The following is a 26,311-nucleotide window of genomic DNA, read 5'->3' on the forward strand; positions in this document are numbered from 1 at the left end:
TATTGTAAAAAACTCTAAATGTGTCATAGAAGGAAGTTAAAAAGATGATAGACTAATTTAAAGTTTTATGGTTATTAAGTATGAAATCTATGGCACAAATAAATCCAGAGGCAGAAAAATATATATCAAGTATAATTGATAAAGAGGTACCATATCAGGTAAAGGTTCTTAACAATAATTTTATTATCAAGAATGTTAATGTTTATCCTCCTGGAAAGTTGACTGAAATGTTTGCAGAGTTTTTAATAGATAACAATTTAGTAGAAAGTAAGGTGGTTGCAGATATAGGAGCTGGATGCTTTGCTTTAGGTATAATAGCTGCAAAAAATGGTGCCGATACAATTATTGGAAGTGATATCAGTAAGTATGCGATACAATGTGCTACAGATAATTTGATACTTAATGGTATTACAAAAAATGTGTATTTATTTAAAGGAGAGGGGGTATCTCCTTTACTGCCAAATTTTGTAGGTAAGATAGATATAATTGTTTCAGGGACTCCTTGGGATAATTTATCAAAGGATGAATTTAAAACTATACCACCTGAAAGAAGAGCAATTAGCCATACTTTTTATGATGTTGATAATAAACTCATAACAGCTATTATGTTAAAAGGGTTTAAGTTACTGTCACATAAAGGTAGAATATTTATTACTTCATCAATGAGAAGCATTGACCGAATACAACAATTATGCTTAAAGTATCAATTAAGTTATAAAATAGTTAAAGAAGCTGACCTACATAATGATGGTAATATACATTATGTATTAGAAATAACCCACCGTTAAGAATATGGTAAAAGACGCCATTGACATCCACTTCTGGCTTTAGTACTAAAATTCATTCCCTCGTTGATGCATTGGGTAACCCACTGAAGTTTCACTTTGCTAGATTTACAACATGATGGCTGCTCCTCCCCCTACTAGCCCAGGTTAAAACGATACTCTCAATTTTATCGAACCTTGATGGCTAGAGTATTTATTATTAGAAGCTAAATAATCATATACTACCATAATTTCTGTCACTCCACGTTTTATAGTAATAGTCCCACCAACTTTGTAGTTATATTTAGCCGGTTTTTCAAGTAGCAATACTTCTTCTCTTTTGTTGGAACCTGACGTTATCTGCATACGAACCTTCTGTTGCTTATTATGCAAAAATCTTTCACCTTCCATGTGCAATCCAGGAATTACCTGGGTAGTATCACTAATCTTTATTGGTATAACTGCTTCAAATCCTATAATTCCAGAAGCTCTTCTGTCATTAGTAGCAGCGACCGATAGACTCTGTGCTTCAAATCTTTCATTATATCCAGCAATATTGTATCCTCCATGCTTTAACCCAATATTTGGGGTAATTAGTACTTTACCAAATTGTGACTTGTGAGCAACTACTATCTTACTACTATATGAAGTATTATCAAATTTAGCCTTAGCCATCTGGTTTTGCACTGGTATTTTTGCAGAAACATTACCAAGGGCAAAGGAAAAAACACCTTGTAGTATTAATTTATCAGACAGATTAGTTTGACCATATATAGATATTACATGGGCGTGGGCAGCAACTTTGTCAGTACGATTTTTGTATTTAAAGTTAGAAATGACATAGTTATAAGCTCCTCCTATAATCCTACCACCTTGCAGTTCTATATCACCCCCAATAGTTGCAGCCCTAGTTCTGCCGGTATATCTACTTAATATGTTACCCCCCTCATACTTAGCCACACCAATCGTACCACTAACCCAGACATTTTTAGACACAATATTATCTTCATCACCAGAAGCAAGAGCTGCAAGATCAAGTTGGTGGAATCTTGATTGAACAGACTGTTCTATAAAATCAAAAACTGATGCTACTGAATTTATTGTTGCTGAAGTTACTTGTTTTTGTACCTCTACTGTTTGTTGTTCTAATGCTTTTACCTGTTCTTGCAATATTAATGCATCACTGTTATTGCGGGAGGCAATATCGTTGTCAGCTGATATATTTGGCTTTAATACTGGACTCGATGGTGTTTCTGATTTTGAGTCTTGGTTGTTGTCAAGTTCTGATTTTGAATTTGGTTTTTGCTCTTCTTTTTCTTTTAATTCTGAATTTTGATCTGAGTCTTTGTTGTTGTTAAGTTCTGAGTCTGAATTTGAGTCTGAGTTTTCTAGTGTTGAATTTGACCGTGTACTTGATGAATTAGCTAAAGAATTTGCTCTTAATTCTGAAGATAGTGTTGAAGTTGACGTTGATGGTGTTTCTGATTTTGAGTCTTGGTTGTTGTCAAGTTCTGAGTCTGAATTTGAGTCTGAGTTTTCTAGTGTTGAATTTGACCGTGTACTTGATGAATTAGCTAAAGAATTTGCTCTTAATTCTGAAGATAGTGTTGAAGTTGACGTTGATGTTGGCACTAATACTGAGCTTAACGTTTGCGATGTTGCAGATTCTTCCTCCTTAAAAAGTAGAGTAAGTCCATAGTCTTCTTCCCCTTCTAAATCTAAATTTGTTTCTGGTGGTTCCGGCTGGATTGGTGGCGGTTCCGGCTGGATTGCTGGTGGTTCCGGCTGGATTGGTGGCGGTTCCGGCTGGATTGGTGGCGGTTCCGGCTGGATTGGTGGCGGTTCCGACTGGATTGGTGGCGGTTCCGGCTGTACTGCTAATGATTTAGCAATATTCTTCTTGTTGAGTCTCTTTTGCCTTTTACTTAATACTTCTTGCCACTCTCCTCCATTTTCATCTGACACTATGCTTTGTTCAATTTTGTCTTGAGCAAATGCATAATCAGGAATTTTATTAGTTTCAAGAGTTAATGGTTGTTGGGTAAATGTCTTAGGAACAATAGACTGTTGATCAATTATTCCATTATTTTGCTTCACTACTAACTCTGTATGTACCTCTATTGATTTAGCAATATTCTTCTTGTTAAGTCTCTTTTGCCTTTTACTTAATACTTCTTGCCATTCTCCTCCATTTTCATCTGGCACTATGGTTGGTTCAATATTGTTTTGAACCAATGCAACATCAGGAACTTTATTAGTTTCAGGAGTTAATAGCTGTTGGGCTGTCAGCTGAACAATAGCCTGTTGCTCAATTGCTCTATTATTTTGCTCAGCTCGTGCCTGCTTTCTCCTCTCCTTATTCATTTGTTTTACCATATCCAACAACTGCTTCTTATCTGCTGTTATTTTAGCTTCTTCTTTCTTCCTTTGTTCTTGTTTTTTCATTGCTTGTTTAAACTCATTATCTTTATGCCTTTGCTTTAATTTCTTCAATTTATTCCGGTGATTGGTGGTATTGGGCATCATTGCTGTTGTTGGCAATGTCAGTTGGGTTGTCCCTGAGCTTGATGCTTCTAAGTCAGGAAAATTAGTAATACTAAGATTTTTGAATTCAGAAATTAATCCTTGTTCTTCATCCTCGCAAGGTTGTATTTTTTGAAGCTGATTATCTGTACTCAGTAAATCTGTATTCTTTAAGCCATTATTATCGAATAATGGTTTTAATGCTCTACTTATATTAGATGGATTGTTTTGTTTATTAGAAGTACTCGTTATATCCTTAATAGGAGATTTAAGGACAGGATCACGACCATCTCTATAATCTCTAAATGTATCTGATTTAGAATTATTAGAAGGTGATAGTACGAGATTTGCTGAAACTTCAGTAGGTGTTGATGTAGCGTATTTAGCAAGGCTAGTAGTTGGAGAACCACCAAGATTAGTGCCACTACTTTGATGTGAGGGCAATGGACTAGTTGCATCCCATTGTTTTACTTCTGTACTAGATGTTGCTGCAACAGTACCTAATACATCCTCTTTTGATGATTCACTTACCATTGTGTTAGGATTCTGTGCTATTATTTCAATTTGCTTTTTTTCTTCTAATGATTGATTCCCTTTTTGAGATGGAAGTCTTACTCTATACACTTTCCGTCGAGCAATTGTAGGTAACTCTGGCGTTGATTCCTTAGATTCTTGGGTTAATAATGACGGGCTTCTATTCTCATCTGCTCCAAATGCAAAATATCTAGATTGATTTCGATTTGAAATACCGAAACCTGTAAGTGGTGGAGTATTCTCTTTAGAGAGAATGTTTTCTAAATCAATTTCTTTATCAGTAAATGATGCATTAGTATTTATAATATTGCTACTAGCAAGAATTTCCGATGATGAGTTAGATTTATCAGAATCTTTAAGTGGTGGAGTGTTCTCTTTAGAGAGAATATGTTTTGAGTCAGTTTTTCTATTAAGAAACGATGCATTAGTATTTACAATATTGCTACTAGTAAGAATTCCCGATGATGATTTAGATTTACCCAAACCTGTAAGTGGTTGAATGTTTTCTGAGTCAGTTTTTCTATTAGGAAACGATGCATTAGTATTTATAATATTGCTACTAGTAAGAATTTCCGATGATGATTTAGATTTACCCAAACCTGTAAGTGGTTGAATGTTTTCTAAATCAAATTCTTCATCAGTAAATGATGCATTAGTATTATTGCTACTAGCAAGAATTTCCGATGATGAGTTAGATTTATCAGAATCTTTAAGTGGTGGAGTGTTCTCTTTAGAGAGAATATGTTTTGAGTCAGTTTTTCTATTAAGAAACGATGCATTAGTATTTACAATATTGCTACTAGTAAGAATTCCCGATGATGATTTAGATTTACCGAAACCTTTAAATGGTGGAATATTTTCTGAGTCAGTTTTTCTATTAGGAAACGATGCATTAGTATTTATAATATTGCTACTAGTAAGAATTTCCGATGATGATTTAGATTTACCCAAACCTGTAAGTGGTTGAATGTTTTCTAAATCAAATTCTTCATCAGTAAATGATGCATTAGTATTATTGCTACTAGCAAGAATTTCCGATGATGAGTTAGATTTATCAGAATCTTTAAGTGGTGGAGTGTTCTCTTTAGAGAGAATATGTTTTGAGTCAGTTTTTCTATTAAGAAACGATGTATTAGTATTTACAATATTGCTACTAGTAAGAATTTTCGGTGATAATCTAGATTCACCAAATTTTGTATGTGGTGAAATACCCCCTTCGCCTTTACATGTACTGATTAATACTAGTTGTGTTAACCCAATATTGAATAATATGCTTATTCTTAAACTCATATATAACCCCCATATATTGAATGGCTTTGTTGATAATAGTATAATTTGCCCTAATTTTTACTGAATCACTCCACTTGTAAATTGAATGTCATTGGATTAATAACACTTTAAATAATTATCCGATTTTGGTTTACTATATATTTTATGCCCACCAATCCAGTTAATTTATATAAAAATCTTCATACTATTATTAATAATTCACATGAATATTTTAATATTATTATTAAGAGTATAATAATAATTTTTAAATGTCTATTACTTATTTTTAATAAAATCAGAATTGCCTGGAAATAATTAACAATTGAATAATCATATTCAAAAAATATGATTTGCATTTCCATCTATAGCTAGTCCTAGAAGATTTTAACCGGATAATGTTTGTTATCCTTAGCAATGGCGTGGATTTAAAATGCCCAAAGAGTTTTGATGTATAGTCAATTGATGAGAAGTTGGGAACGTTGTCACTCGTCGCTCGCCTATTACTTATCACACTACTGGACAAAAATGTAGGAAGGGTTGAAAAGGCTAGCAAATAGAATATTTTAGATAGGATACATAAAAAATCTTAGGTATTCTATTTTGCTAGCCAAGTTATTATTTAATCATTTTAAGATGATAAATTCAATATCTAATACATTTAAAGGCATAATAAAATCGTTAATTTTATGTCGAGGTAGTAAATATAAAAATATGGCAGAGGAAATAGAAGGAAATGCTTTGTTAGATTCAAAAATAAAATCTGTATATAGATTTTTAGAAAAAGATTTTATTAATATTGATGACTATTACAAATTTATGACCCCTCTTCTTCCTGAAGGTAAAGTCATATTATCATTAGATAGGACTACTTGGGAGTTAGGAAAAGAGATTAGAAATATATTAGTATTATAAGTATCTTATGATAAAATTGCTATGCCGTTAATCTATAAAATAATTCCTTACAGAGGTAAATGTACTGCTGATGATCAAGTTGAAGTAGTTGAAAAATTTATCGAAAATTTGGGGTAGCTAGAATAGATGTAATTACTGGAGATAGAGAGTTTGATAATGAAAAATTAATAACTTATTTAAACAGTAAATCTATTAATTATGCTTTAAGGATTAGAAAAACAAATAGAATAATGAATAAGGAAGGAGAATGGATTAAAGTTGTTAATCTTCAAAAGAGCAAAATACTAAATCTAGAAACACAGTTTTATTCTATACCAATAAAATTAGATCATATCAAATTAGAGAGCGGAGAATATTTATCGGTAGTATATAGTAGAAATATGAGCAACGGGGCTAAAATATATCGACGAAGATGGGATATCGAGTCAGCATTTAAAGGATGCAAGAGTAATGGGTTTCGAATGGAGGATAGCCATATAAAGGACAAAGTGAGATTTGAAAGTTTTATTAAATGCATATTTATATCTTATGCGATAGCTATAAAAATAGGGTCAATTGAAGAACTAAAACAACCAGTCAAAACGAAGAAAACATTAGGGTGCAGGGCTTATTCCGTACTTCAATTAGGAATAAAATTAATTAAACAATCTTATGGTTGTTTTAAATATTCTCTTGATTCAGTTATTATAAAGTTGCTTTAATTATATGATTTGCAATCAACTTAGCATTTTTGTCCAGTAGTGTGACGTTTAGTACGTGAGTACACGAATTCCCCGTAGTTTTACGAAGCCAATTCTTCAAAGCAGAAGAGTATTATGCTATTAGTGGCTCTTTTATGATTAGGTTATTGCGAAGTTGCAGCCTTAAATGAGTTGTCACCTACATCATAACTTTAATGATTGGTTGGTTACGTTATTTTTTATTAGACTTCCCTACATAAGCCAAAGATAGTTGAGGGGTTTTTAGGAGGCGAGTTTCGACGACAAAATCACCAACTAGATTGACTTATGCAGGAAGTCTATTGTTTTTTATCATAAGCGATTCTGTATAATTGTTCCCTACGCTTAACAGCTTGCTCATGTCCCGTATGGTCTTTACTCCTTAATTTTACCACAAACTCAGGATCAGATTCAAGTTTTTCTATCTCTGCTAATGCCCCCTCCCGATTATTAATTGTAGGCAGCTCTTTACCAGTTACTAACGAGTCGGATTTTAAAGTTTCACCGACTCGTACTAATAAATCTACTAGAGCTGGTGCATAATGCGAATCTTCAATTAATCCAGCCAGTTCTTTACTACCAAACTTAGACAAGGCTGCCTGCATCACTGTCATTTTATTATCAAAGGCATTACCATAAGTATTTTTCAGCCAATCAATGTGAGAGTGACGTGTTTGCTCAATAGCATTTTGTTGCTGTTTCTGCAAATCCTGCGAGAAACCATACAGAGAATTAAGCAGCTTTTCACCTTGCCTTTTAGATAATCCGCTTTGGTAAAACATGTCCTCATAACGAGTTAAATACTCCTCATCTTCCTTGGATCGTTTATCAGTATATTTCTTATCTTCAGGCAATCCAAGCCGACAATAGAATTTATGCCATTCTTCATCAGAGCTGTCATCTTTTGGCACAGCAACTCGCTGATTTAAGCTCTTCTCTGCCTCTAAATAGCTCTGAGCTAAAGATGAGACATCCTTGAATTTACCAAGTGACTCAGACTTACGTATTTCCTCAGGCATGTTAGCTAGCCAGTCATTACCAGAGGAAGTAGGAGTAGTTTCATAGTTATTGGCAATTAATTCTTTGCTCATCTGCTTATTCTTCTCTTAGCTTTTCCATTTCTTCTTTTAACTTTTCTATTTTTTCAAGAGTTAGCCCGGTAAATTCAATGATTTCATCTATTGGCTTTCTTTTAGCCAACATTTTTTTTGCCATGACTATAGCGTTTTCTTTAATACCTTCAGCTTTTCCTTCAGCTTTTCCTTCAGCTTTACCTCTAGCTTCCCCTCTAGCTTCCCCTCTAGCTTCCCCTCTAGCTTCAGCATCTTCAATTTTTTGCTGCTCTACCGCTAAATTATCAAGACGGGCTTTAGTTATTTCCTCATAAGTATTAAGTTCTGCTTCTGACCAGCTAGCTTGGTCTACAGCCTCAAAGGCTCTCCTAATAATTTTATCCTTACCTATTAAATGCTCTATATCTGTTAAGGTTAATGTACTATCCCCTGCATGCTTAAAAAAGTACATCCACTTCTCTTCAATAGTTTCCAGCTCATTAATAGTTTTATTAAATTTCTCGAGTTCTAAAAAAACAAAATGAAAATCTTTTAAATCATTGGCATAGCTCTCTGTATCTAAAAGACAATGTTTTGATTTCCAATGTTTTTTATCGTCAAACATCACAAAATCTGCTATTGCTAAAAATATTACTCCTTTTAATTTAGCGTATACTGCCAACTTTTTATGGTTTTCATCTTCTTTGAGTATTTGCTTAGAATATGCTTTAGCAGCATAATATTGAGCTCTTTTCTCAAATCCTTTATGTTCACTTACCTGCATCTCTACTATGAATTGATTACCATGTTGATCTTTGCATAACACATCAACTATAGACTTTCTGTAAATAGCAATATCAGGGTCTTGGATAGTTGGTAAAAATACCACATTAGTTATTTTGTCACTACCTTCAAATTTTAGGACATCATTTAAAAAATGAACAAGTATATCTTTATTCTTTTCAGTACCAAAAATTTGGCGAAAACAAAAATCATTTTTAGGGTCAAGAAATTTTGATAAAAACATATAATATAACCTCTTAATTATTACTAAATGTTGCCTTTATTTATCTGGTTCATTTTAGCACCATCAATATTATTAACTCCATCATCTTCTGAAGCCTGTGAGCATATATATAGGAACAATGCTCGATGCCCTTCAAGGAAGGCAGTGTAATCACTTTCTTGCCGAACAAAATTGCTACGATATATGCCACTCATTTGGGCTAAATCCTCTAATATTATTTTACCATCTTCTCCACTAAAAAGCTTCAAATAAATTGATTTTAATTGCTCTTTTGTTAGTAAATTTGGTGGGGATGATGAGTTAATTGATAGTTTCATTTGATCATTGCCCTTGTATCTGTTGCTGTTGTAACTGTTGCATTTGCATCATCTTACGTTGTTGCCTTATTTGTAGTACTTCTTGCTCGTTCTTGAGGATTGAGTTTGGGGAACCTCGCAGCTCAAAAAATAGTTTAAAACATTCATCCCAGTTGATATTATCATAAATCTCAGGAAAAAAGTTACTGATTCCACTTCGTTGGAAGAAACCTAATACTTGCTCAACGCTTGATATTGCTGATGTTTTCTGAGCCCTGGATAATGGCGAAACATATTCAATCTCTATCTCGGGCGGGCTATTTGCTCCTTCTAAAATTGGCACTCTATTATATTTGATCAGCGTTTGATATATAGCCATGATTAACGGATTTAACAACTCACTCTCAATTCTACCAACCATTGGAAACATTAAACGGTATTGTTCCTCCGTCCTAATTTGTACCTCGGTGGCAGTCATTTCTTTGTTTTCCTTTTGCATCCTGAATATATCGATATAGAATGCCTTGTATATGGCATCGCGACATTGATTTTGCTCTATCTCAGTAGGCAAGATATTTTCCATACCAGTTAGTGGTATTATTTTATCTGCCATACCATTACGGTAAAAATTAACACTGCCTGGCGTAGTATATAGTGGTAAGTAATATCCGTCTTTTGGCACTAATAATGGTGGGTCTAGCTGCTTCTGGGCTACTTTTAGGGTGATTTGTCTTAAACTATTGAGTAGTTTAATATCAGGTAGCACATGATGAGCTGGAGCATAGCCATATACTTCACCTTCTTCTTTTACCCACCGTGTTACAAAAAACGGAAAATAAGAATAGCCTGATTGACTAATAATTTTTTGCTCAGCTAAGTAGATATATTCCGAATTATATTCAAGTGTTGCCGTTGCTTTTCTGCCTTTATTTTTCTGATTTTGAGCTTGCGGGCTAACTATGTGCAATATTTCTACTATCTCATCAGGATTTCGGGCTAGTCTTTCCTTGAAAGGGGCAAAGTCTGCCCATTTAGCTGCTGCGGTTTTAATTGGCATGCTAAAGAGTCGGTACATTGTTTTAACAAAACCAAACTTATCCTCTTCAAAATAACATTCTTGTAAATTAATATTACGGAAAAACAGAGTTTGGGGTAATTCTAAATCTTCTTCAACATAGAATATTGCAGTACCAAAGGCTGATAAATTCAAAAAAAACTGATGAATCTGATTATAAAAATTAGAAGCCGGATTGTTGAATATATCCATTAAGGTTTTTTCTAACATTTGGGCTAACATGTTACGTTCAGCTGTGGTTAAATATTCTTGCTGTTCTTCATTTTCAGTAACTATGGCAAGGTTAAACCAGTTCATTGCTGGATTTACTAGCAAGCTTTGTAAACCTGATGCTAATTGCTCTCTTGACCAGATAGAAGTTGAATCAAATATTACCTTATTACTCTCAGTTTGTGGACAAACATATTTCTTCAGCTCATCCCATATATGATGCCATTTCTCCCGCTTGCTCTTGAGATTGTCAAAATATTCAATCTTTTTGTTTAAATCATTATCAGCCATAAGCTGTCACCATGTTAAGGGTTGAGTTTGGGTTTATGGTTGAGTTTGGGTTTAAATACGGCTCACCAAGCTTCTTTGACACTTTCTTGAGTTTCTTGATGAACTCGTTATCGTATAACACCTCATAATTATATTTCTTACCGCTAGCAGCAGTCATACTAGGTAAGCCAAGGGTTAACCCTTCAATATCCTTAAGTGATACTATTTTTCCCAGAGATTCAGATAATTGTGGTAAATCTTTTAACTCTGGTACTGACCGCATGTTAAAATGTTCCACTGCTTGTTTTAAACCACCAAGTTCAGCTATCGGCATTTTTGCTAGTCCTGATCTACCATATCTTGCCATTTGGTCTAAATCACCTGACATACCATCATATTGATGGTTATTAGCAAGATCAACTGGTTCAATTCCCCCTCTAAGTCTATGCATAATATTTGATGTATTCAAGTAATGACCAATACCAACCAATGGAGCTAAACATTTTACTCCAAAACCTATCTGTCCAAGTGTTGAAGTTCCTCCCTCTACAGTTGCTGCTCCCCCTGCTCCTAGTGATGTGAGTCCCATTCCAGCTCCAAAAGTTAAGGCAGCAAGAGCTGTCCCCTGTACCAAACCTGTAATGCCGGCTGAGTCCTCATATTTCCCAGCTCGCCATTTTACATCGTGAGCATAGCTATCCAACTGTCTTTGAGCAGATGAACCATAATCATTTAATCGGTTTTGCAGACCTTCAATATGCGATTGTCTACTAGCATAATCAGCCGCTATTTGTTCTTCTCTGTTTTGCTGTTGTTTATATTGTTCGATGCAGCTAATTAATTGATGTCTTGCCTGATCAAAATTACTAGTATCTTGCAAAAGACGATCTTGACTTGCTTGATAATTACCTAACTGACGCTCAATCTCTGCTTTTTCGCTGCTTATATTTTTATGTTCCCTGGTAATATCATTCATAGAATGACGTATTTTCTCTTCTATTGCCTGACGTTGCCTTTTTAACGATTCAACATCTTGCTGATGTTTGGCAATTGCACTGCCTGCTTCTTCTTCAGTTAAACCTCGCAAACTGTCTTTTTGCTGGGCTACTCGGTCGTAGAGATTTTGGAAAACACCTGGTAATTGTTCCACCTCTCTCATTCTTGCTTCAAGAGCTGGAGCCTTCTGTTGCAATGCTGCAAAAGATTGTTTAAAGTTGTTCGGCTGAGGAAGATAGCCTAGCTCTTTGGGTTTCTATGTTCTTTAAACCACTATCATATTGGCTAGCATACTGATTTAATTGGTTTTCCATCGCATAGCTTCTATTGCTATGTTGGTATTTTTGCTCCTCTAGAGAACGTAAACCCTGCATCGATTGTTGTATTTCGCGAGATAGATTATCGATATTAGTTTGTGCTTCACGAGCATAATTATTATGGCGGTCCTGCGATTCCTCATAGTTACGCTTGCACTTTCTGGTATCAGAACCAGTAAGATATTTGCCACCAGGAACATACTTAGAAACAAAATTAGAAACATCCCGGCTAAAGTAAGTTCCAACTATACTTGCAACTGCTAGGGCTGGTAACCAGAACATTATACTACCTTGCCTATATTATTGTTGTTTATATTTATACTATTTTCACCCATCCTCTTTACCTCTCCAAAGCATTATAATCATTCATTACTTTACGATATTTTAGTATGTTATATTGTGATTGCTGTTGCTCATTACCAGTCTTAACGTCCATTGCTAAATAACAAAAACTCTCAGTTATATCAGTAGCTCTTGAGGAGCTAGAATGCACATCCCTTTTTGTGGCATCAAACTCATAGAGACCGTTAATACCACGTTGACATTTCTCGGCATCTATTCGGCACTTGCCTAGCAGATTTCTAGTTTTAGTTATCATCTCTTCTCGCAAATATTTCCTACCAATAGCAAAAGGCGGGAAGCCTACTTTTTCGGCTATCTCGTTAGCTTGTTGTAATCGAGTATCCAAAGTCGGCATTTGTCTTCGACTCATATCATGCGGCAATACATTACGCCCATATTGATAGGGTCTAGTTCTTAAATGATTAAGATAAAACTCTAAATCTTTACCCATATTCATATAAAAATCGATAATATCGATATAATCTTGTTTTTCTTGGACAAACCAAATAACTGTATAATCAACAATACCTATATCCCAGTAAGTATTAACTTGATAGCTTGCATCAAATGGCACATAGCCAATACGCCCCTGACTTTCAGCTAGTCGTAATTGTTCAACAAAGGTACCGCCTTGATCAGCCCTCTTGTAACGATAGGCAGCAAAATCGCAATAAAACTCTCTTTGAATTTCTTCGTTACTCATGTCGACAGAATCAAGCTTACTCTTATCGACTAATGGTTGCCCCTCATGATCAGTAGTATCTTCAATAGTTTTAATTTGGCAAAATACTTCCGGGCTATCTTGGTATTTCTGGTATAACTCTTCACCATGTGTTAATTTTGGATTGTCAGAAGGAGTATACAAATAAAGCAACCAGCCATTATTACGAATTACCATCGGCTCTATAACACAGCTCATAGCTCGTGGATCATGGTAAGAATATTCCGAGATAACTGCTCCCTTAATACCACTGCCCCTAATAGTAGCATAACGATCACTACCAACAAACTGAATCACAGAGCCATTTTTAAATAATATTCGTTGCTTATATTGCTGACTACGAGCAATAATAGCTTTGGGGATAAATGACATATAGGGACGCCCCGATAGTGTCATACCATCCCATATACTCATTTTTGCTTGATTATAGGTAGGATAGACATACCAATAAATGCCAACTTCCCGAATAGCACTAGCAGTGATCCAATTAATACCCATAATATCCTTACCAGCCCTTCTATGCCAAATAGCAATAGCCTTCTTACCACCCGCATATAAATACCTCCACAAAGGTAATTGGAATGGATAGGGTGACCACTCCACCGGAAATTTAAGATTTTTTGAGGTAGAACTAGGAGCTTCTTTGCTGGCTTTAGCTTTACTAATAGTTTTTATCACTTCTGTCTTACTGTTCTTTGGCAATTGCATATTCTGCCTCATACGACTCTATTTCAAAATTAGTCACATCAATCATCTTTGCCATTTCTTGGGCTTTTGCTGTTTGTTCAGCTTCATCACTATTTTTCCTATGATAACTAGTATCATACTTTCTCGTTTGGTATTTCTGTGAATTAGCTTTAAGATATTCCAGTAAAGACTTAGAACAATATTTTTTCTTAGTAGCAATTGCCTGATTATCCTTGTTATAGGTCACTTCCTCATAACCGTTAATTGCCCTATCATATAACACCCCTTCTGCTCTATCTACTGCAATTGCTAAAGCTAAATTGACACATTTGGCTAAATATTTATCGCTATTAATAATCCGATGCAACCTAAGTGGCGAGATACAACCAGCCTTCTTAGCGGCAATAACTATGTTACCATGCTCACAAAGATATAATAGGAAATTAGAGATATCCTCTATTGAACCAAACTTACTGATGGTACTAGATGATATCTTTGCTAAATATTTTTCAAACAAACCATAATTTTTAATCATATAGATATCTTCAAAAATTCCTTGTAATAACCTCTATTATACCTGACTTTCAGGTTTTTTGCCAGTTGATTCACTAAAATTCCTCTTATGTTTTGCATAGTATTACAACTAACAATTGTTGTCAATAGCTTATTTTCTATTTTTTATATTATTGTTAAATTTTTATTCAAGCAATATAAAAATGCTAATCCTTGTAAAATAAAAACTAAAAAAAGTGAAAATTTTTAATAACAACAGATTAATTACCTCAAAAAAATTTTCGCGAAACGCCCCCCTATACCCCATTTTGCAACGCGGACACCCCCCGGGTGATTTCAAGGGCAATTTTTGCCAAAAAATGTAAAAAAGTAACAAAAACTGCTAAAAATCTCACCAAAATAGCTGTAAATGATAAACTTAGGGTCGAGCCTCTGCTGTTACAACAGAAGCTCAACCTTTGTAAGCCGCATTACTCTCTTATTTTCTAAACCCTTACAATTTCATATGTGATTTGTATACACCTTTCAACCTTCAGTAACTGGTTGATTATTATTAATCTTTTTGTAATTATTCTTTTTTTTTGCTTAATACAATTAGTCTTTTGTTCTATTTGCCATAATGGTTAATTTTTCTATGCCTAATCCCTTTTTCTTCTTTAATCTCCTCTATTGATTGCAAGATTTTATTAATCCTTACGTCTTCCGCTGAAACTCCACTATCATAATTCATCCACCACTGATCTTCTGCAGTTTCAATTATTAACTCGTCTTCTTGTGACATTAATAAAAAGTCAGTGTCAATCAATCTTTTAAAAAATTCACTCATCTTTTGTTTACTAATAATCTTGTTATCCGTAGCCATAGCATCACGCCAAATTGAATGTTTGTGAATTAGCTGGCGTAAGTAAGAGGCTGTGTGTTCTCCATAAACAGCATACGCTTTATAGATCAATGCTTTTTCTTCTCTGGCATATAAGTCAAAATCAATTTCACCAGGGGCTGGGATATCACTACCTTTGAAATTACCAAATGTTCTACGTAACTCCCTAGCTACAGACCCATTTTCCCAAGCTTCAATTTCTTCATTAAATAAGGGTCTATCTAATAAGGCTAGGCTGACCCCTTGAGCAAAATAAATCAACTTCTGCAATTTTAGTTGAGTTATGCTATCTCGAGCTTCTCTATCGACTAAGACCAGAAAGTAATTAGCTACATCAAAACAACTTAATACCCTTTTTTCTGTTTTTGTTTGCATAGTTTTTAAATCCTCTCTCCTTGTTGTTATAACACAAAAAATATTAACGTATTTTATTTCGGGAACCCCTATTACAGTCCAGGCATTCTATCGACTTTCATAAACTCAAAAGTATAATTATGGCTGCTGCAAGCCTCCTCCAAAACTCTTCCATAATGATTTATAATCCAATCCCCAACAAAGGGACTGGGTGGTTTAAGAATGAGCTTATTGCAAGTCGTATCTTCTTCAATTGCTTCTAACTTGCTGAACCACGCTTTATCAATGAGTTCACCGTATAACTTTAACAAGTATTTCCGTATTTTATACCACACTGACTCTGGGTTTAGTCCACTTAGCTCTAAATAATAATCCGATGGGGATCTTTTGTTAGTAATTCGTAATTGTTGAACCTCTTTGCCATACACCTCTTGCACTTGCTTAAGTAATTTGTCTTTATCAGTTTTTGACAAAGAGATATCTGCTAGATCAATCTTGTATTCATCGTCATATACTCCAAAAAAACTACATCTAGTCAGCAAGTTATAAGCAGTATCAGGCTCAAAAGCTCCAACAATCTTGCGTTGCAACTGATTCAGTGGGTTAACACCCTTACTAGCTTCTATCTTCCGTAAATAAGCCTCTCTTGCCTTAATAGCATTGTCCAACTTGAAGTTAAAGTTTGGGTTATTTGCCACAGATGGTGGACGCATTTCATGAATCAAAGTTTTTTTCATGTAATTTAGTACTGCTTGCTTGCTAGGAAAACGATTATTAGGAGAGTTTCCACTATGTTTAATCAACAACTTATTAACATAACTCAATTCGTAGTTACGACCTGTTCTCCTTCTTAACAAAGCCGCATCTTCCTCAGTTAATGGGTAAAATTCCTCTAGCTTCCTAGGCGAATACCAACCTTTAGCCTTTTTAGCAATATTGCTAATCCAACTTGCAGCTTCCGGCTCTTGCTCAGCCTCATTGCTACCTGAAGAACCGCCTGTTAAGTCTAAATCTGAGTCTGACTCATCATCAGTTGGAGATGCGTCGCCGGAATTACTGTCTGGGGAATTGTAAGGTAACGTTTCACTTACTGAGCTTACCGTTACCTCCTGAGGTAAATTAAAGCTTTGCTCCTCAGTTGACTTAAGCTCTGACGAATTTTGTTCACCTGAACTTACCGTTACTTCAAGCGGCAAATTAAAGCTTGGCTCCTTAGTTGACTCAAGCTCTGGTAAATTCTGTTCACCTCTTTTTACCTTTACCTCCTGCGGCAAATTAAAGCTTTGCTCCTTAGTTGATTCAAGCTCTGGCAAACTTTGTCCACAATTTTGTCCACAAAAACAATCCTTTTTACCGCATCTAGATATTATAGATATATATATAGATGTATTTTTTTTTGATTTTTTTTCGATTGAGTTATATTTTGTTTCAGGTTGAGGCAAAACTTTTTTATAGTTATGCTGAATATTGCTGTTATTAAGATAATGAGAATTATCATTAGTTTTACGAAAACTTATAAATTCCTTAAGGAGTTTGATACATAAAATATTACGGCACTTTGTGTTATATTTGATCAGAGTAGTTAAGGTAAAATCAATGAACCCACTTGTTTGCAATTCTAGTAGACATTGTCTAACTCGTCTTTGACAAACTCCTAGTTTATTTTCGAAGAAATAATAGCCTTCTTGTAACTCTTGTAACTTCTGGGTATTGTTATAACCATTAGTTTTTATACAAGAAACTATCAACGACAGGAGCCGACGAGAGGTTGTACTTAATCGTTTATCACAATTATTGGTAAGGTTTCGCCACTCAGGTGGAATGAAATTACCAACAAAATTATAAAAGATAACATCAGGATTTTCAACTGAAGCGTTAGGAGGAATTAGTGATTTTGTCATATTTTCTCCCCTTGTAATAGGGTTAAAAATAGATTTTTTTGTAGGTAAAATTTCAGGATTTTTGTCTGAGAAGTGACATATGAATTACATATGAAACTCTTAGTAAAATTAGAAAAACATGAAAGGGTAATAAGTAATAGGTTAGATGAGGATGAGTCGCCTCCCAAGTGTCTGCCTGTCACGCAGAAGGTCGCGGGTTCGAGTCCCGTCACTCCCGCCATTCGGCACAACTTGCTACTTTTTGCATTTCTGTGAATGGAAAAGCCAGAACTTAATGCAGCTTACAGCCCTCGAGTGTTAGGTTCGAAAATATAAAATTTAATAATTCCCTTTTTTCAGCAATTGTCGAACCTTTAAAAGTTTCATAGGCTTCAGAAGCTAGAGTTATCAAGGTTGAGACGGTATCAGTAAATTTGTCATCTGCTTCATCATAAATTTTCAATAATCGATTAATTTCATATTGACGATCTTTTAATTGTTGTTTTTTTGCTTGAAATTCTTCTGTACTCAATTCACCATTAAGTCGTAAATCTATTAATAAGTTCAATCTTTTTTCGTTTTCAGTATGTTCTTTCTTTAAACTAGCTGTCGCTTCATCATGTTCATCTTTTTTTAGCTCATTAGTGTTTTTAAGGTGTTCTAGCGTGTCTTTTAATAGCTCTGGGTCTCTTATACCTATTTTCTTAAAAATCTCTTCTATCTTTGCTAAAACCTCATCTTCCCTAACATATATTTTTTTGTTTGGATTTTTTGGATCCCATGCTGCTATAATGGTTCCAATATTTTGGACAGAAAAATAAGAAAAATGAGATAGAATTCTTTAGCAAACAAGGAGAGCTAGAGATGAAAAAACAAGTAAGGCAATATAGTGCTAAGGAGAAAGCCAAAATTGTCATAGAAGCAATTAAGGGAGAGCTAACAATAGCCCAGATAACCAGTAAGTATGGTGTTCATGCAACACAGATAAGTAACTGGAAAAAACAAGGTCTTGAGTTGTTAGTACAAGGTTTTAAGAATAAAACACAGAGTGCTGACCCAAATCAGCAGGGGTTAATCAAGAATCTATATGAGCAAATTGGTCAGTTAAGCGTTGAGTGTGACTGGCTCAAAAAAAATCTGCATTGTTTGGAATTAAAGGTTAGGTGTAATATGATAGAGCCTAATCATAATAAGTTAACAATTGTACAACAGTGTAAGTTATTGGATATTAGCAGGTCAACCTATTACTACCAACCTACTGGTATTAGTGAACAAGATATCAAGATTATGGCAATAATTGATGAGACCTATACTATGCATCCATATTATGGTATGCGGCGGATGGCTAAATATTTACAAGCCCAAGGTTTTTCGGTAGGTCGTAAAGCTGTTAGACGTTACTACAAGATAATGGGTCTTGAAGCTGTTTATCCTAAAATAAATTTAAGCAAGAGGAATCAGGCACATAAAATATATCCTTATTTACTAAAAGGATTAGAAATAGTATTGCCAAACCAGGTTTGGAGTACAGATATAACGTATATAAGACTGAGCCAAGGTTCGTATATTTAGTAGCTATTATTGACTGGTATAGTCGTTATATTCTAAGTTGGCGAATCTCCATTAGTTTGGAAAGTGAATTTTGTGTAACAGCCCTTGAAGACGCTATAGAAAAATATGGTATGCCAAAAATATTTAATACTGATCAAGGAGTACAATTTACCTCGGAGAATTTTATTAGTATGCTAAAGCTACATAATATCTTGATTAGTATGGATGGTAAGGGACGAGCCTTAGATAATATTTTTATTGAACGTTTTTGGCGATCATTAAAACAGGAAAAAATTTATCGGATTATTTTAACAACAGTAAAGGAGGCAAAGACAGCAATTAACGAATATATGGACTTTTATAATAGACAAAGGATGCATCAAACTTTGGATTATAAAACTCCAGAATGTGTATATTTTGAAAAAAATATTGTATAAAAACAACAATTTAATTTTTGTGAATTATATCTCTATTTATCTAAATTTTTGTCTAGACAAAGGGGACCACCTTACTTTAGCTAAAAGGGTAATTGAACAAATGGATATTAATACCCGGGAATATCTGGAATGGTATAAAAAAGAAGCAGAGGAGCGTGGTTTTTGCCGTAAATCAACAGAAGAGCTAATAGCAAGACATACCGATACAGAAGATGAATGATTGATTTGATTCCTCGATGATTAATAATAGTTTTCTCTAAATTATTATATTTTTTTGGAAATTTACACAGTTTTTTGGACAGAGCCTTTTTAGCCTTTCTAAATTTCATTGGAGCTTTAATATGGTTACGTTAAAAATTTTGTCAACAAACCTAGGGGGCAATTTTCATTACAATTTTTCCTTTAAAGGGGTCAATAGTTCATTACAATTTACATATTTCCATACTTATAACTTACAATTGCTTGGTTAGCTATGCCTCCTCACAATGACAGCACGATGGGTGCTTATTCGGCACTAATTCAGGTTAATTGACTATACCTAAATCTATTGATTTGAAAAAAATTTTAATTTTTTTAAATCTATCTCTTAGTACTGGAAAATTTTGTGCTATACTAAAAATTATAAAGAACATTGATTTTAAAACAGGCTATACTGAAAATGTAAGCCTTTTATAGTCAATTCAAGAGAATTTGGGGCTAGGAGCGATGGAGCGACGCCTATAAGTAATAGGCGAGCGACGAGTGACAACGTCCCCAACTTCTCATCAATTGACTATATACTAAACGTGAGGAAATTATGATATATTGCAACCAATCTAACCAAAAATCCTATCCTTTTGTTTTACCGGAATTTCCTTATGGTAAAGGTGATTTTGTACCACATTTTTCCCCTGAAACGTTTGATTACCATCATGGGAAACACCACCAAGCATATTTAACTAACTTGAATAATTTGTTGCAAAATAATCAGGAATTACAAAAGAAGAGTCTGGAGGAGTTAATAATTTACGCAAGTACCAAGCCAGATGAAGCAGCCATATTTAATAATGCTGCACAAATATGGAACCATAGTTTCTTTTGGCATTCTATTAAGCCTTCAGGTGGTGGGAAACCTACTGGTATGATGTTGGAGCAGATAAATAAAGATTTTGGTAGTTATGAGAATTTTGCTACTGAATTTAAACAAGCGGCAATAAGCCAGTTTGCTAGCGGTTGGGCATGGTTAGTCTCTAATAATGATAAATTACAGATAGTAAAGACTAGTAATGCTGAAACGCCTATTACTAAGTCTATGAAACCTTTGCTTAATTGTGATGTTTGGGAACATGCCTACTATATAGATTATCGTAATAAGCGTCCGGACTATATTTCAGTTTATATAGAGCATATGATTAATTGGCAATTTGCTGAAAATAATCTTTGAAACTACCGTTAACTAGGCTCTTATATATTGAAAATGTGATATAAGAGCCTAGCAATAACGTCTTGTATTTAACTCTTTTTCGTGAACGTTTACCTTGCCAGAAATTAATTAATCAACTTTCTTAAAAATTTGTGAACGGTCATGTTTATTTTTATGAGTTTGTTCAAATAATATTTGCTTTTCGGTATTAATCACCTGTTCTATCTTTTCAGTAAGGTCTCGAACATCAGATTGTTCTATTTCCTCTACCGGGATAACATCAATTATCTTTACTTGAATTATCCCTGGTTTCTTAACCCAAAAGCCCCTTGGCCAATATACCCCTGCATTGTGTGCCATCATCACTATCGGTACTTTTGCCAATGAAGCTAATTTTACTGCACTAGGTTTAAATTTAGCGTTTTGGTCTGGTTTAAATCTGGTAGATTCAGGAAAGATAACCAACCATAAACCACTTTTTATCTTTTCCTGTCCTTCTCTTAAAATTTGACCAACCGAGATATTAGCGTTACGGTCTACAGCAATTGGCTTAACCATTTTCAACCCCCAGCCGAATAACGGGATATTAAATAACTCTTTTTTTAATACCCAAGAATGTTCAGGTATAATTAATTGTACAAATATTTGTTCCCAGCATGATTGGTGATTAGACAATACTATGGAAGGAGATGAAGGTAATTTGTCTAGACCAACAACTTGGTATTTTAAACCACAAAAGATTTTAACCAGCCAAATGAATACATGGGAAAAAATAAACCCTATCCTGTATCGTATATAATAGTTGACATTGAAAAATGTTACGGGTATGTAACATATAAGGAAGAATGTAATGGTAAATATAGCAAGTAGTGCATAAAATGTTAATACTCTCAAACGCCAAAACATAGTTGGTTAACTCATTTGTTAATAATGAATAGATTATATAACAGAGTATATAATAAATATATAGTATAAGATTACTTTTACATAGCTATAATTAGTAACTATTCGGAGAAATTCAATGAAAAAAACAGCTCTATCCGGATGTCAAGTGACTGGGGATCTACATTTAGGGAACTATCTCGGAGCAATTGTTAATTGGTCTAAGATTCAGGATGAGTATAATTGCTTGTTCTTTTTAGCCGATTTACATGCTATTACTATAGATCGCTCACCCATAGAACTAAACTCTTCTATATTGCAAACTGTTGCCATATATATAGCAACAGGGCTTGTGCCAGAGAAAACTACCATATTTGCACAAAGTATGGTGAAGGAACATACGGAACTTGCTTGGATATTAAATTGCGTTACCCCACTTGGTTGGCTTAAACGTATGACTCAGTTTAAAGACAAAGCTGGAAAAGACCAGGAAAATGCTGGCTTAGGATTATTGTCTTATCCAGTATTGATGGCAGCTGATATATTATTATATAATGCTGACATAGTACCTGTTGGCGATGATCAAAAACAGCATTTGGAACTTACCAGAGATATTGCGGCTATTATCAATAGGAAATTCAATCAGGATGTCCTAAAATTACCTGAACCATTAATTCAAGGCTCATCAAGAATAATGAGCTTAAAAGACGGTCGTAAAAAAATGAGTAAATCTGATCCATCTGATTTATCTCGTATTAATTTAAATGATAGCCCAGATCAAATTTACCAAAAAATTAAAAAAGCTAAAACAGATCATTTAGCGGAAATCAGTTATGATCCTCAAAATAGACCAGAAATTAGCAATTTAATTGACATTTATTGCAGTTTATCTGGTACTAATGTTGACAAAATAGTTGATCAGTACCAAAATGCCGGTTTTGCCAAATTTAAGGAGGAGCTAGCTGATATTATCATCACGACTCTAACTCCCATTCATGGTAAATATACAGAGTTAATGAAAAACCAAGATTATTTGATAACTACATTATATAACGGAGCGGATAAAGCTAGAATGACCGCTGCTAAAACTCTGATTGAACTCAAGAAATTAATGGGCTTTGTTATATAAATTACGATTTATAGCTAATAGACGCTTGGCAAGCGGATTTTTTATTCATCATAAGAAAATAGCAGAAAAACTGTGAACCTTATACCTTATGCAAGGGGTATATATGAGCTTTGTTTATCAGCATAAGTAAAAATTTGCCCTGTTTTTATGTCAAAAAACCATAAATGAATAACCAGTTCTTTTCTGTTCACTTGTTCATTGATCCATGGAAACATCATACAATTTTGATATGATTGTTTAAGTGCTAATTTTGTATAATCATCAGCATTATATTGTCTAAAATTAGGGGTTTTTATTAGAGAAACCCAGTTAGTTATAAAATCATTTTGCTGTGAATCATCACTATTTAATAATGTCTGAATTCCTCCACATTGGCTATGCCCCAATATAATTAAGTGTTTAACTCTCAAAAAACAAACTCCAAATTCTAAGGCAGCACTCGTACCGTGATGAGAGGCATCTTTTTCATAAGGTGGAACAATATTTGCTACATTACGGACAACAAATAAATCTCCTGGCTCACATTGCAATATTAACGCTGGATCTACTCGAGAATCACAACAAGCAACTACCATAATCTTTGGTTGTTGACCATCACGGGATAGACTATGCATGATAGATTTATTACCATCAGCATATTTTTTTCTAAAGACTTGATAGCCTTGTAATAGTTTTTTAAAACTTTGTTGCATTGTTAACCCTCAAAACGTCACTAGGTTCTGTGAAGGTTTCTAATTTAGAAAACTTCACAGAACCTTAAATTATAGCATATATTTCTCAAACACTAATAGGTTATTTTAACCCATCCCAACGTTTTATTAAACCAGCATCAATGTCAAAAATATCAAGCACTCGAGTAATTGAGTGATTTATTATATCATCCAAGGTTTCTGGTAAGTTATAAAAAGCCGGCACTGGAGGAGCAATTATCCCGCCATAACTCGTTACTTTCAACATATTCTCTAAATGCCCCCTATGTAAAGGAGTTTCTCTAATCATTAAGACTAATTTTCTTTGTTCTTTCAGTATAACACCTGCTGCTCTACTAATTAAATTATCCTCAATGCTGCAAGCAACTGAGGCGAGAGTTTTCATGCTACATGGAGCTATGATCATACCAAATGTCCTAAAAGAACCACAAGCAATCCTACAACCAATATCAGAAAGATTATAATAATAATCTGCTAGCTCTTGTACTTGTTGTATAGAGTAATCTGTTTCATGTAGTATAGTCAAATGGGCAGATTTTGAGATAATTAAATGACTTTCAATATTTAACTGCCGTAAAATCTCAAGTAACCTTATACCATATATGGCTCCAGAAGCTCCAGAGATTGCCACAAGCAATTTTTTTTTATTATTAGCAGTCATAGTTATATTTTTTCCTTTTAAAGCATATTATATTGTATTAAAATAGTATTTGGTTTTATAAAGTTGACCTTATAGAAATCCTAGTTTTTAACTGATTATGGAGTTTAAAAATGAATATCAATAATCATATACAAAGCTTACAAAAAAAACATGATGATTTACAAAGACTAATAAATGCTGCATTTTCACATTTGCATGATGATACTAAAATCAAACAGTTGAAGAAACAAAAATTAATGTTAAAAGATAAAATTTTGTTGTTATATAAGAACATCACCAGCAATTAAATTTATTGATTCTTTATAAAGCAGAAGGCTGTAATTAAAAAGATTTGTGTACAAACAATTTTTTAGTAAGGGTAATCTGTTTACTTTTTCGTTTCAATCAAAAGATTATTCGAGTATATTCAGAGTCACTGTTATAAAAGAATAATAAATATGGTGCTATCTCTGAAAAGTAAAGGATTAACTGTTATTTTATCTTCCCCCTCGGCTGCTGGTAAATCCAGCTTAGCAAGAGCAGCTTTAAAAATAGACAGTAATCTTAGATTATCCATCTCTGCAACCACCAGAACACCTAGGACAGGTGAGATTGATGGAGTAAGTTACTATTTCAAGACCAAAGAGGAATTTAATAAATTAATTGAACAAGATGCATTCCTTGAATATGCAAATATTTATAATAATTATTATGGAACACCTAAAAAAGTTGTAGAAGAGCTACTAAATAAAGGGCTAGATGTTTTATTTGATATAGATTGGCAAGGTACAAAATCCATAAAAAAAATCTTATCAAATGTGATTACAATTTTTGTTCTGCCACCAACTCCTAGTATTTTGCAACAACGAATTCAAAATAGAGGGCAAGATAGTAAAGAAGCGATAGAGTTGCGTATGAAATTGGCAACCAAAGAGGTACAATATGCTAAATATTATGATTACGTGGTTATTAATGATGATTTTGAGATCACTCTTAAAACAATATATTCGATAATTATCGCTGAACGCGTGAAAAGAATAAGGCTTAATTTAGATAAGTTTTATAGTAATTGGCAACATGCGTTATTATAATTGCAACCCAAGTGTCATTGCGAGGAGGCATAGCTAACGAAGCAATCCACAAAAGTGATTAAAAATGGATTGTTTCGTCGACCTGCGGTTTTCTCGCTAATATAAGCTATTTTGCTATAATAGCCAATTTCTAAGATCAAATCAGTATATATTAATGTAATATTTTGTAACATAATGTCACTTGCATATAAGCGGTTAAAATACTAAAATCAATTTAATTTTTAAAATTAGTAAAATTGACCAATGCAAGTATCAATACTAAACCCTGTAAGTTGTTATGGGGTGGGCGTTCATTCCGGTAACATTACTCAGTTGACTTTAAGACCAGCTGCAGAAAATACTGGCATTGTTTTTGTCAGGACTGATGTGCGGCAAGAAATAAATTTTATTCAAGCTAGTTGTTTGAATGTCTCGGAGACTTCTTTCTCTACTACCATAAAAAATGAACATAATATTTCTATTTCAACTATAGAGCATTTAATGGCAGCTCTTTGGGGATGTGGAATTGATAATTTAATAATTGAAATCGATGGTTCTGAAGTGCCAATAATGGATGGTAGCAGTAAAGCTTTTGTTTTTATGATAGAATGTGCTGGGCGACAATTACAAAATGCTCCAAAAAAATACCTAAAAATCTTAAAAGAAATTAGGGCAATTCACAAAGATTGCGAGTTAGTGTGTAGCCCTGCTCATAGCATGACAGTTGACATGACAATAGATTTTGCTAGTAAAGCTATTGGCAAGCAAAACTTACTCTTCTCAGAAAATGAATCTTTTAAAAATAATATTGCTGATGCCAGAACTTTTGGATTTATCCATGAACTTGAATATTTAAAAAGCAAAGGGCTGGCACGTGGGGCATCTCTCGATAACGCTATAGGTATAGATCAAGATATTATAATAAATCATGATGGACTTAGATATACTGATGAATTCGTGCGGCATAAACTTCTTGATCTATTCGGAGATTTATATACTACAGGAGGGCATCTAATAGCTAACATCACTGGTTATAAAACCAGCCATGCTCTGAACAATCAATTTTTACGACAAGTATTTAGTGATCCTACTGCCTATCAATGGGTTAGTAATAGAGAAATTTAGGCTTGCAGCAGTTCAGGTTTAATA

At 34.0% G+C, this 26,311-nt stretch carries 25 protein-coding genes; 10 read left to right on the forward strand and 15 right to left on the reverse strand.

What is annotated here, in order from left to right; genetic code table 11:
* Positions 1-89: 89 nt before the first annotated feature.
* Complete coding sequence (locus ACFELY_RS06505) at positions 90-788, forward strand: 50S ribosomal protein L11 methyltransferase (protein ID WP_375333970.1); 699 nt, start codon at positions 90-92, stop codon at positions 786-788.
* A gap of 144 nt (positions 789-932) precedes the next feature.
* Here ACFELY_RS06505 and ACFELY_RS06510 read toward each other — a convergent pair whose 3' ends face one another.
* Positions 933-5,111 (reverse strand): autotransporter domain-containing protein, encoded by a 4,179-nt coding sequence (locus tag ACFELY_RS06510; RefSeq protein ID WP_375333971.1) that lies wholly within the window; start codon positions 5,109-5,111, stop codon positions 933-935.
* 612 nt (positions 5,112-5,723) lie between these two features.
* Between ACFELY_RS06510 and ACFELY_RS06515 the strand changes: the two genes are divergently transcribed.
* Together ACFELY_RS06515 and ACFELY_RS06520 are read left to right on the forward strand one after the other, a co-directional pair.
* Positions 5,724-6,002, forward strand: coding sequence for a hypothetical protein (locus ACFELY_RS06515; RefSeq protein ID WP_375333331.1), 279 nt, complete (start codon positions 5,724-5,726; stop codon positions 6,000-6,002).
* A 131-nt stretch (positions 6,003-6,133) separates the two neighbouring features.
* Positions 6,134-6,703: a transposase gene (locus tag ACFELY_RS06520; protein ID WP_375334162.1), complete on the forward strand. Its 570-nt coding sequence runs from the start codon at positions 6,134-6,136 to the stop codon at positions 6,701-6,703.
* Positions 6,704-7,020: 317 nt separating this feature from the next.
* On the opposite strand, the gene ACFELY_RS06525 is transcribed toward ACFELY_RS06520, so the two are convergent.
* The 11 genes from ACFELY_RS06525 to ACFELY_RS06575 form a co-directional block, all read right to left on the reverse strand.
* Positions 7,021-7,812, reverse strand: a complete 792-nt coding sequence (locus tag ACFELY_RS06525) for a hypothetical protein (protein ID WP_375333972.1) — start codon at positions 7,810-7,812, stop codon at positions 7,021-7,023.
* 4 nt (positions 7,813-7,816) lie between these two features.
* A complete protein-coding gene (locus ACFELY_RS06530; RefSeq protein WP_375333973.1) occupies positions 7,817-8,800 on the reverse strand; it encodes an Rpn family recombination-promoting nuclease/putative transposase in 984 nt (327 codons plus the stop codon).
* 23 nt (positions 8,801-8,823) lie between these two features.
* Entirely contained in the window at positions 8,824-9,117 is a 294-nt protein-coding gene (locus ACFELY_RS06535) for a hypothetical protein (RefSeq protein ID WP_341749863.1), read from the reverse strand.
* 4 nt (positions 9,118-9,121) lie between these two features.
* The gene (locus tag ACFELY_RS06540) at positions 9,122-10,672 is read right to left on the reverse strand and encodes a portal protein (protein WP_375333974.1); all 1,551 of its coding nucleotides are present in this window, start codon (positions 10,670-10,672) and stop codon (positions 9,122-9,124) included.
* Positions 10,665-11,843, reverse strand: coding sequence for a hypothetical protein (locus tag ACFELY_RS06545; protein WP_375333975.1), 1,179 nt, complete (start codon positions 11,841-11,843; stop codon positions 10,665-10,667). The genes ACFELY_RS06540 and ACFELY_RS06545 overlap by 8 nt, the downstream gene beginning before the upstream one ends.
* 16 nt (positions 11,844-11,859) lie before the next feature.
* Positions 11,860-12,246, reverse strand: a complete 387-nt coding sequence (locus ACFELY_RS06550) for a hypothetical protein (RefSeq protein WP_375333976.1) — start codon at positions 12,244-12,246, stop codon at positions 11,860-11,862.
* A 58-nt stretch (positions 12,247-12,304) separates the two neighbouring features.
* Complete coding sequence (locus ACFELY_RS06555; RefSeq protein ID WP_375333977.1) at positions 12,305-13,735, reverse strand: hypothetical protein; 1,431 nt, start codon at positions 13,733-13,735, stop codon at positions 12,305-12,307.
* On the reverse strand, positions 13,713-14,249 hold the full coding sequence (locus tag ACFELY_RS06560; RefSeq protein WP_375333978.1) for a hypothetical protein: 537 nt from the start codon (positions 14,247-14,249) through the stop codon (positions 13,713-13,715). The genes ACFELY_RS06555 and ACFELY_RS06560 overlap by 23 nt, the downstream gene beginning before the upstream one ends.
* Positions 14,250-14,834: 585 nt before the next feature.
* A complete protein-coding gene (locus ACFELY_RS06565; protein WP_375333979.1) occupies positions 14,835-15,482 on the reverse strand; it encodes a Panacea domain-containing protein in 648 nt (215 codons plus the stop codon).
* Positions 15,483-15,553: 71 nt separating this feature from the next.
* Positions 15,554-17,362, reverse strand: coding sequence for a DnaA N-terminal domain-containing protein (locus tag ACFELY_RS06570; protein ID WP_375333980.1), 1,809 nt, complete (start codon positions 17,360-17,362; stop codon positions 15,554-15,556).
* 271 nt (positions 17,363-17,633) lie between these two features.
* Positions 17,634-17,909: a hypothetical protein gene (locus tag ACFELY_RS06575; protein ID WP_375333981.1), complete on the reverse strand. Its 276-nt coding sequence runs from the start codon at positions 17,907-17,909 to the stop codon at positions 17,634-17,636.
* Positions 17,910-18,205: 296 nt separating this feature from the next.
* Between ACFELY_RS06575 and ACFELY_RS06580 the strand changes: the two genes are divergently transcribed.
* The 3 genes from ACFELY_RS06580 (at position 18,206) to ACFELY_RS06595 (ending at position 20,752) form a co-directional block, all read left to right on the forward strand.
* Positions 18,206-18,913, forward strand: a complete 708-nt coding sequence (locus ACFELY_RS06580) for an IS3 family transposase (RefSeq protein WP_375333982.1) — start codon at positions 18,206-18,208, stop codon at positions 18,911-18,913.
* A complete protein-coding gene (locus ACFELY_RS06585) occupies positions 18,862-19,329 on the forward strand; it encodes a transposase (protein ID WP_375333983.1) in 468 nt (155 codons plus the stop codon). The genes ACFELY_RS06580 and ACFELY_RS06585 overlap by 52 nt, the downstream gene beginning before the upstream one ends.
* Before the next feature lie 796 nt (positions 19,330-20,125).
* Positions 20,126-20,752, forward strand: a complete 627-nt coding sequence (locus tag ACFELY_RS06595; protein WP_375333984.1) for a superoxide dismutase — start codon at positions 20,126-20,128, stop codon at positions 20,750-20,752.
* A 108-nt stretch (positions 20,753-20,860) separates the two neighbouring features.
* Here ACFELY_RS06595 and ACFELY_RS06600 read toward each other — a convergent pair whose 3' ends face one another.
* Positions 20,861-21,637, reverse strand: coding sequence for a lysophospholipid acyltransferase family protein (locus tag ACFELY_RS06600; protein ID WP_341759192.1), 777 nt, complete (start codon positions 21,635-21,637; stop codon positions 20,861-20,863).
* Positions 21,638-21,752: 115 nt separating this feature from the next.
* On the opposite strand from ACFELY_RS06600, the gene trpS reads away from it, so the two are divergent.
* Entirely contained in the window at positions 21,753-22,742 is a 990-nt protein-coding gene (gene trpS / locus ACFELY_RS06605) for a tryptophan--tRNA ligase (RefSeq protein ID WP_375333985.1), read from the forward strand.
* An 86-nt stretch (positions 22,743-22,828) separates the two neighbouring features.
* On the opposite strand, the gene ACFELY_RS06610 is transcribed toward trpS, so the two are convergent.
* Complete coding sequence (locus ACFELY_RS06610) at positions 22,829-23,434, reverse strand: carbonic anhydrase (protein ID WP_375333986.1); 606 nt, start codon at positions 23,432-23,434, stop codon at positions 22,829-22,831.
* A gap of 100 nt (positions 23,435-23,534) precedes the next feature.
* The gene (locus ACFELY_RS06615) at positions 23,535-24,113 is read right to left on the reverse strand and encodes a UbiX family flavin prenyltransferase (protein ID WP_094648801.1); all 579 of its coding nucleotides are present in this window, start codon (positions 24,111-24,113) and stop codon (positions 23,535-23,537) included.
* Between the two features lie 110 nt (positions 24,114-24,223).
* Here ACFELY_RS06615 and ACFELY_RS06620 point away from each other — a divergent pair, with 110 nt between their 5' ends.
* From ACFELY_RS06620 to lpxC, 3 genes are all read left to right on the forward strand, one after another.
* On the forward strand, positions 24,224-24,400 hold the full coding sequence (locus tag ACFELY_RS06620) for a DUF465 domain-containing protein (protein WP_341759195.1): 177 nt from the start codon (positions 24,224-24,226) through the stop codon (positions 24,398-24,400).
* A gap of 150 nt (positions 24,401-24,550) precedes the next feature.
* A complete protein-coding gene (gene gmk / locus ACFELY_RS06625) occupies positions 24,551-25,183 on the forward strand; it encodes a guanylate kinase (protein WP_375333987.1) in 633 nt (210 codons plus the stop codon).
* Positions 25,184-25,426: 243 nt separating this feature from the next.
* Positions 25,427-26,287, forward strand: coding sequence for a UDP-3-O-acyl-N-acetylglucosamine deacetylase (lpxC, locus tag ACFELY_RS06630; protein ID WP_341759197.1), 861 nt, complete (start codon positions 25,427-25,429; stop codon positions 26,285-26,287).
* Positions 26,288-26,311 lie beyond the last annotated feature (24 nt).

Origin of the sequence: Candidatus Tisiphia endosymbiont of Xenochironomus xenolabis (assembly GCF_964264705.1) — a bacterium.
Taxonomy (GTDB): Bacteria; Pseudomonadota; Alphaproteobacteria; order Rickettsiales; family Rickettsiaceae; genus Tisiphia.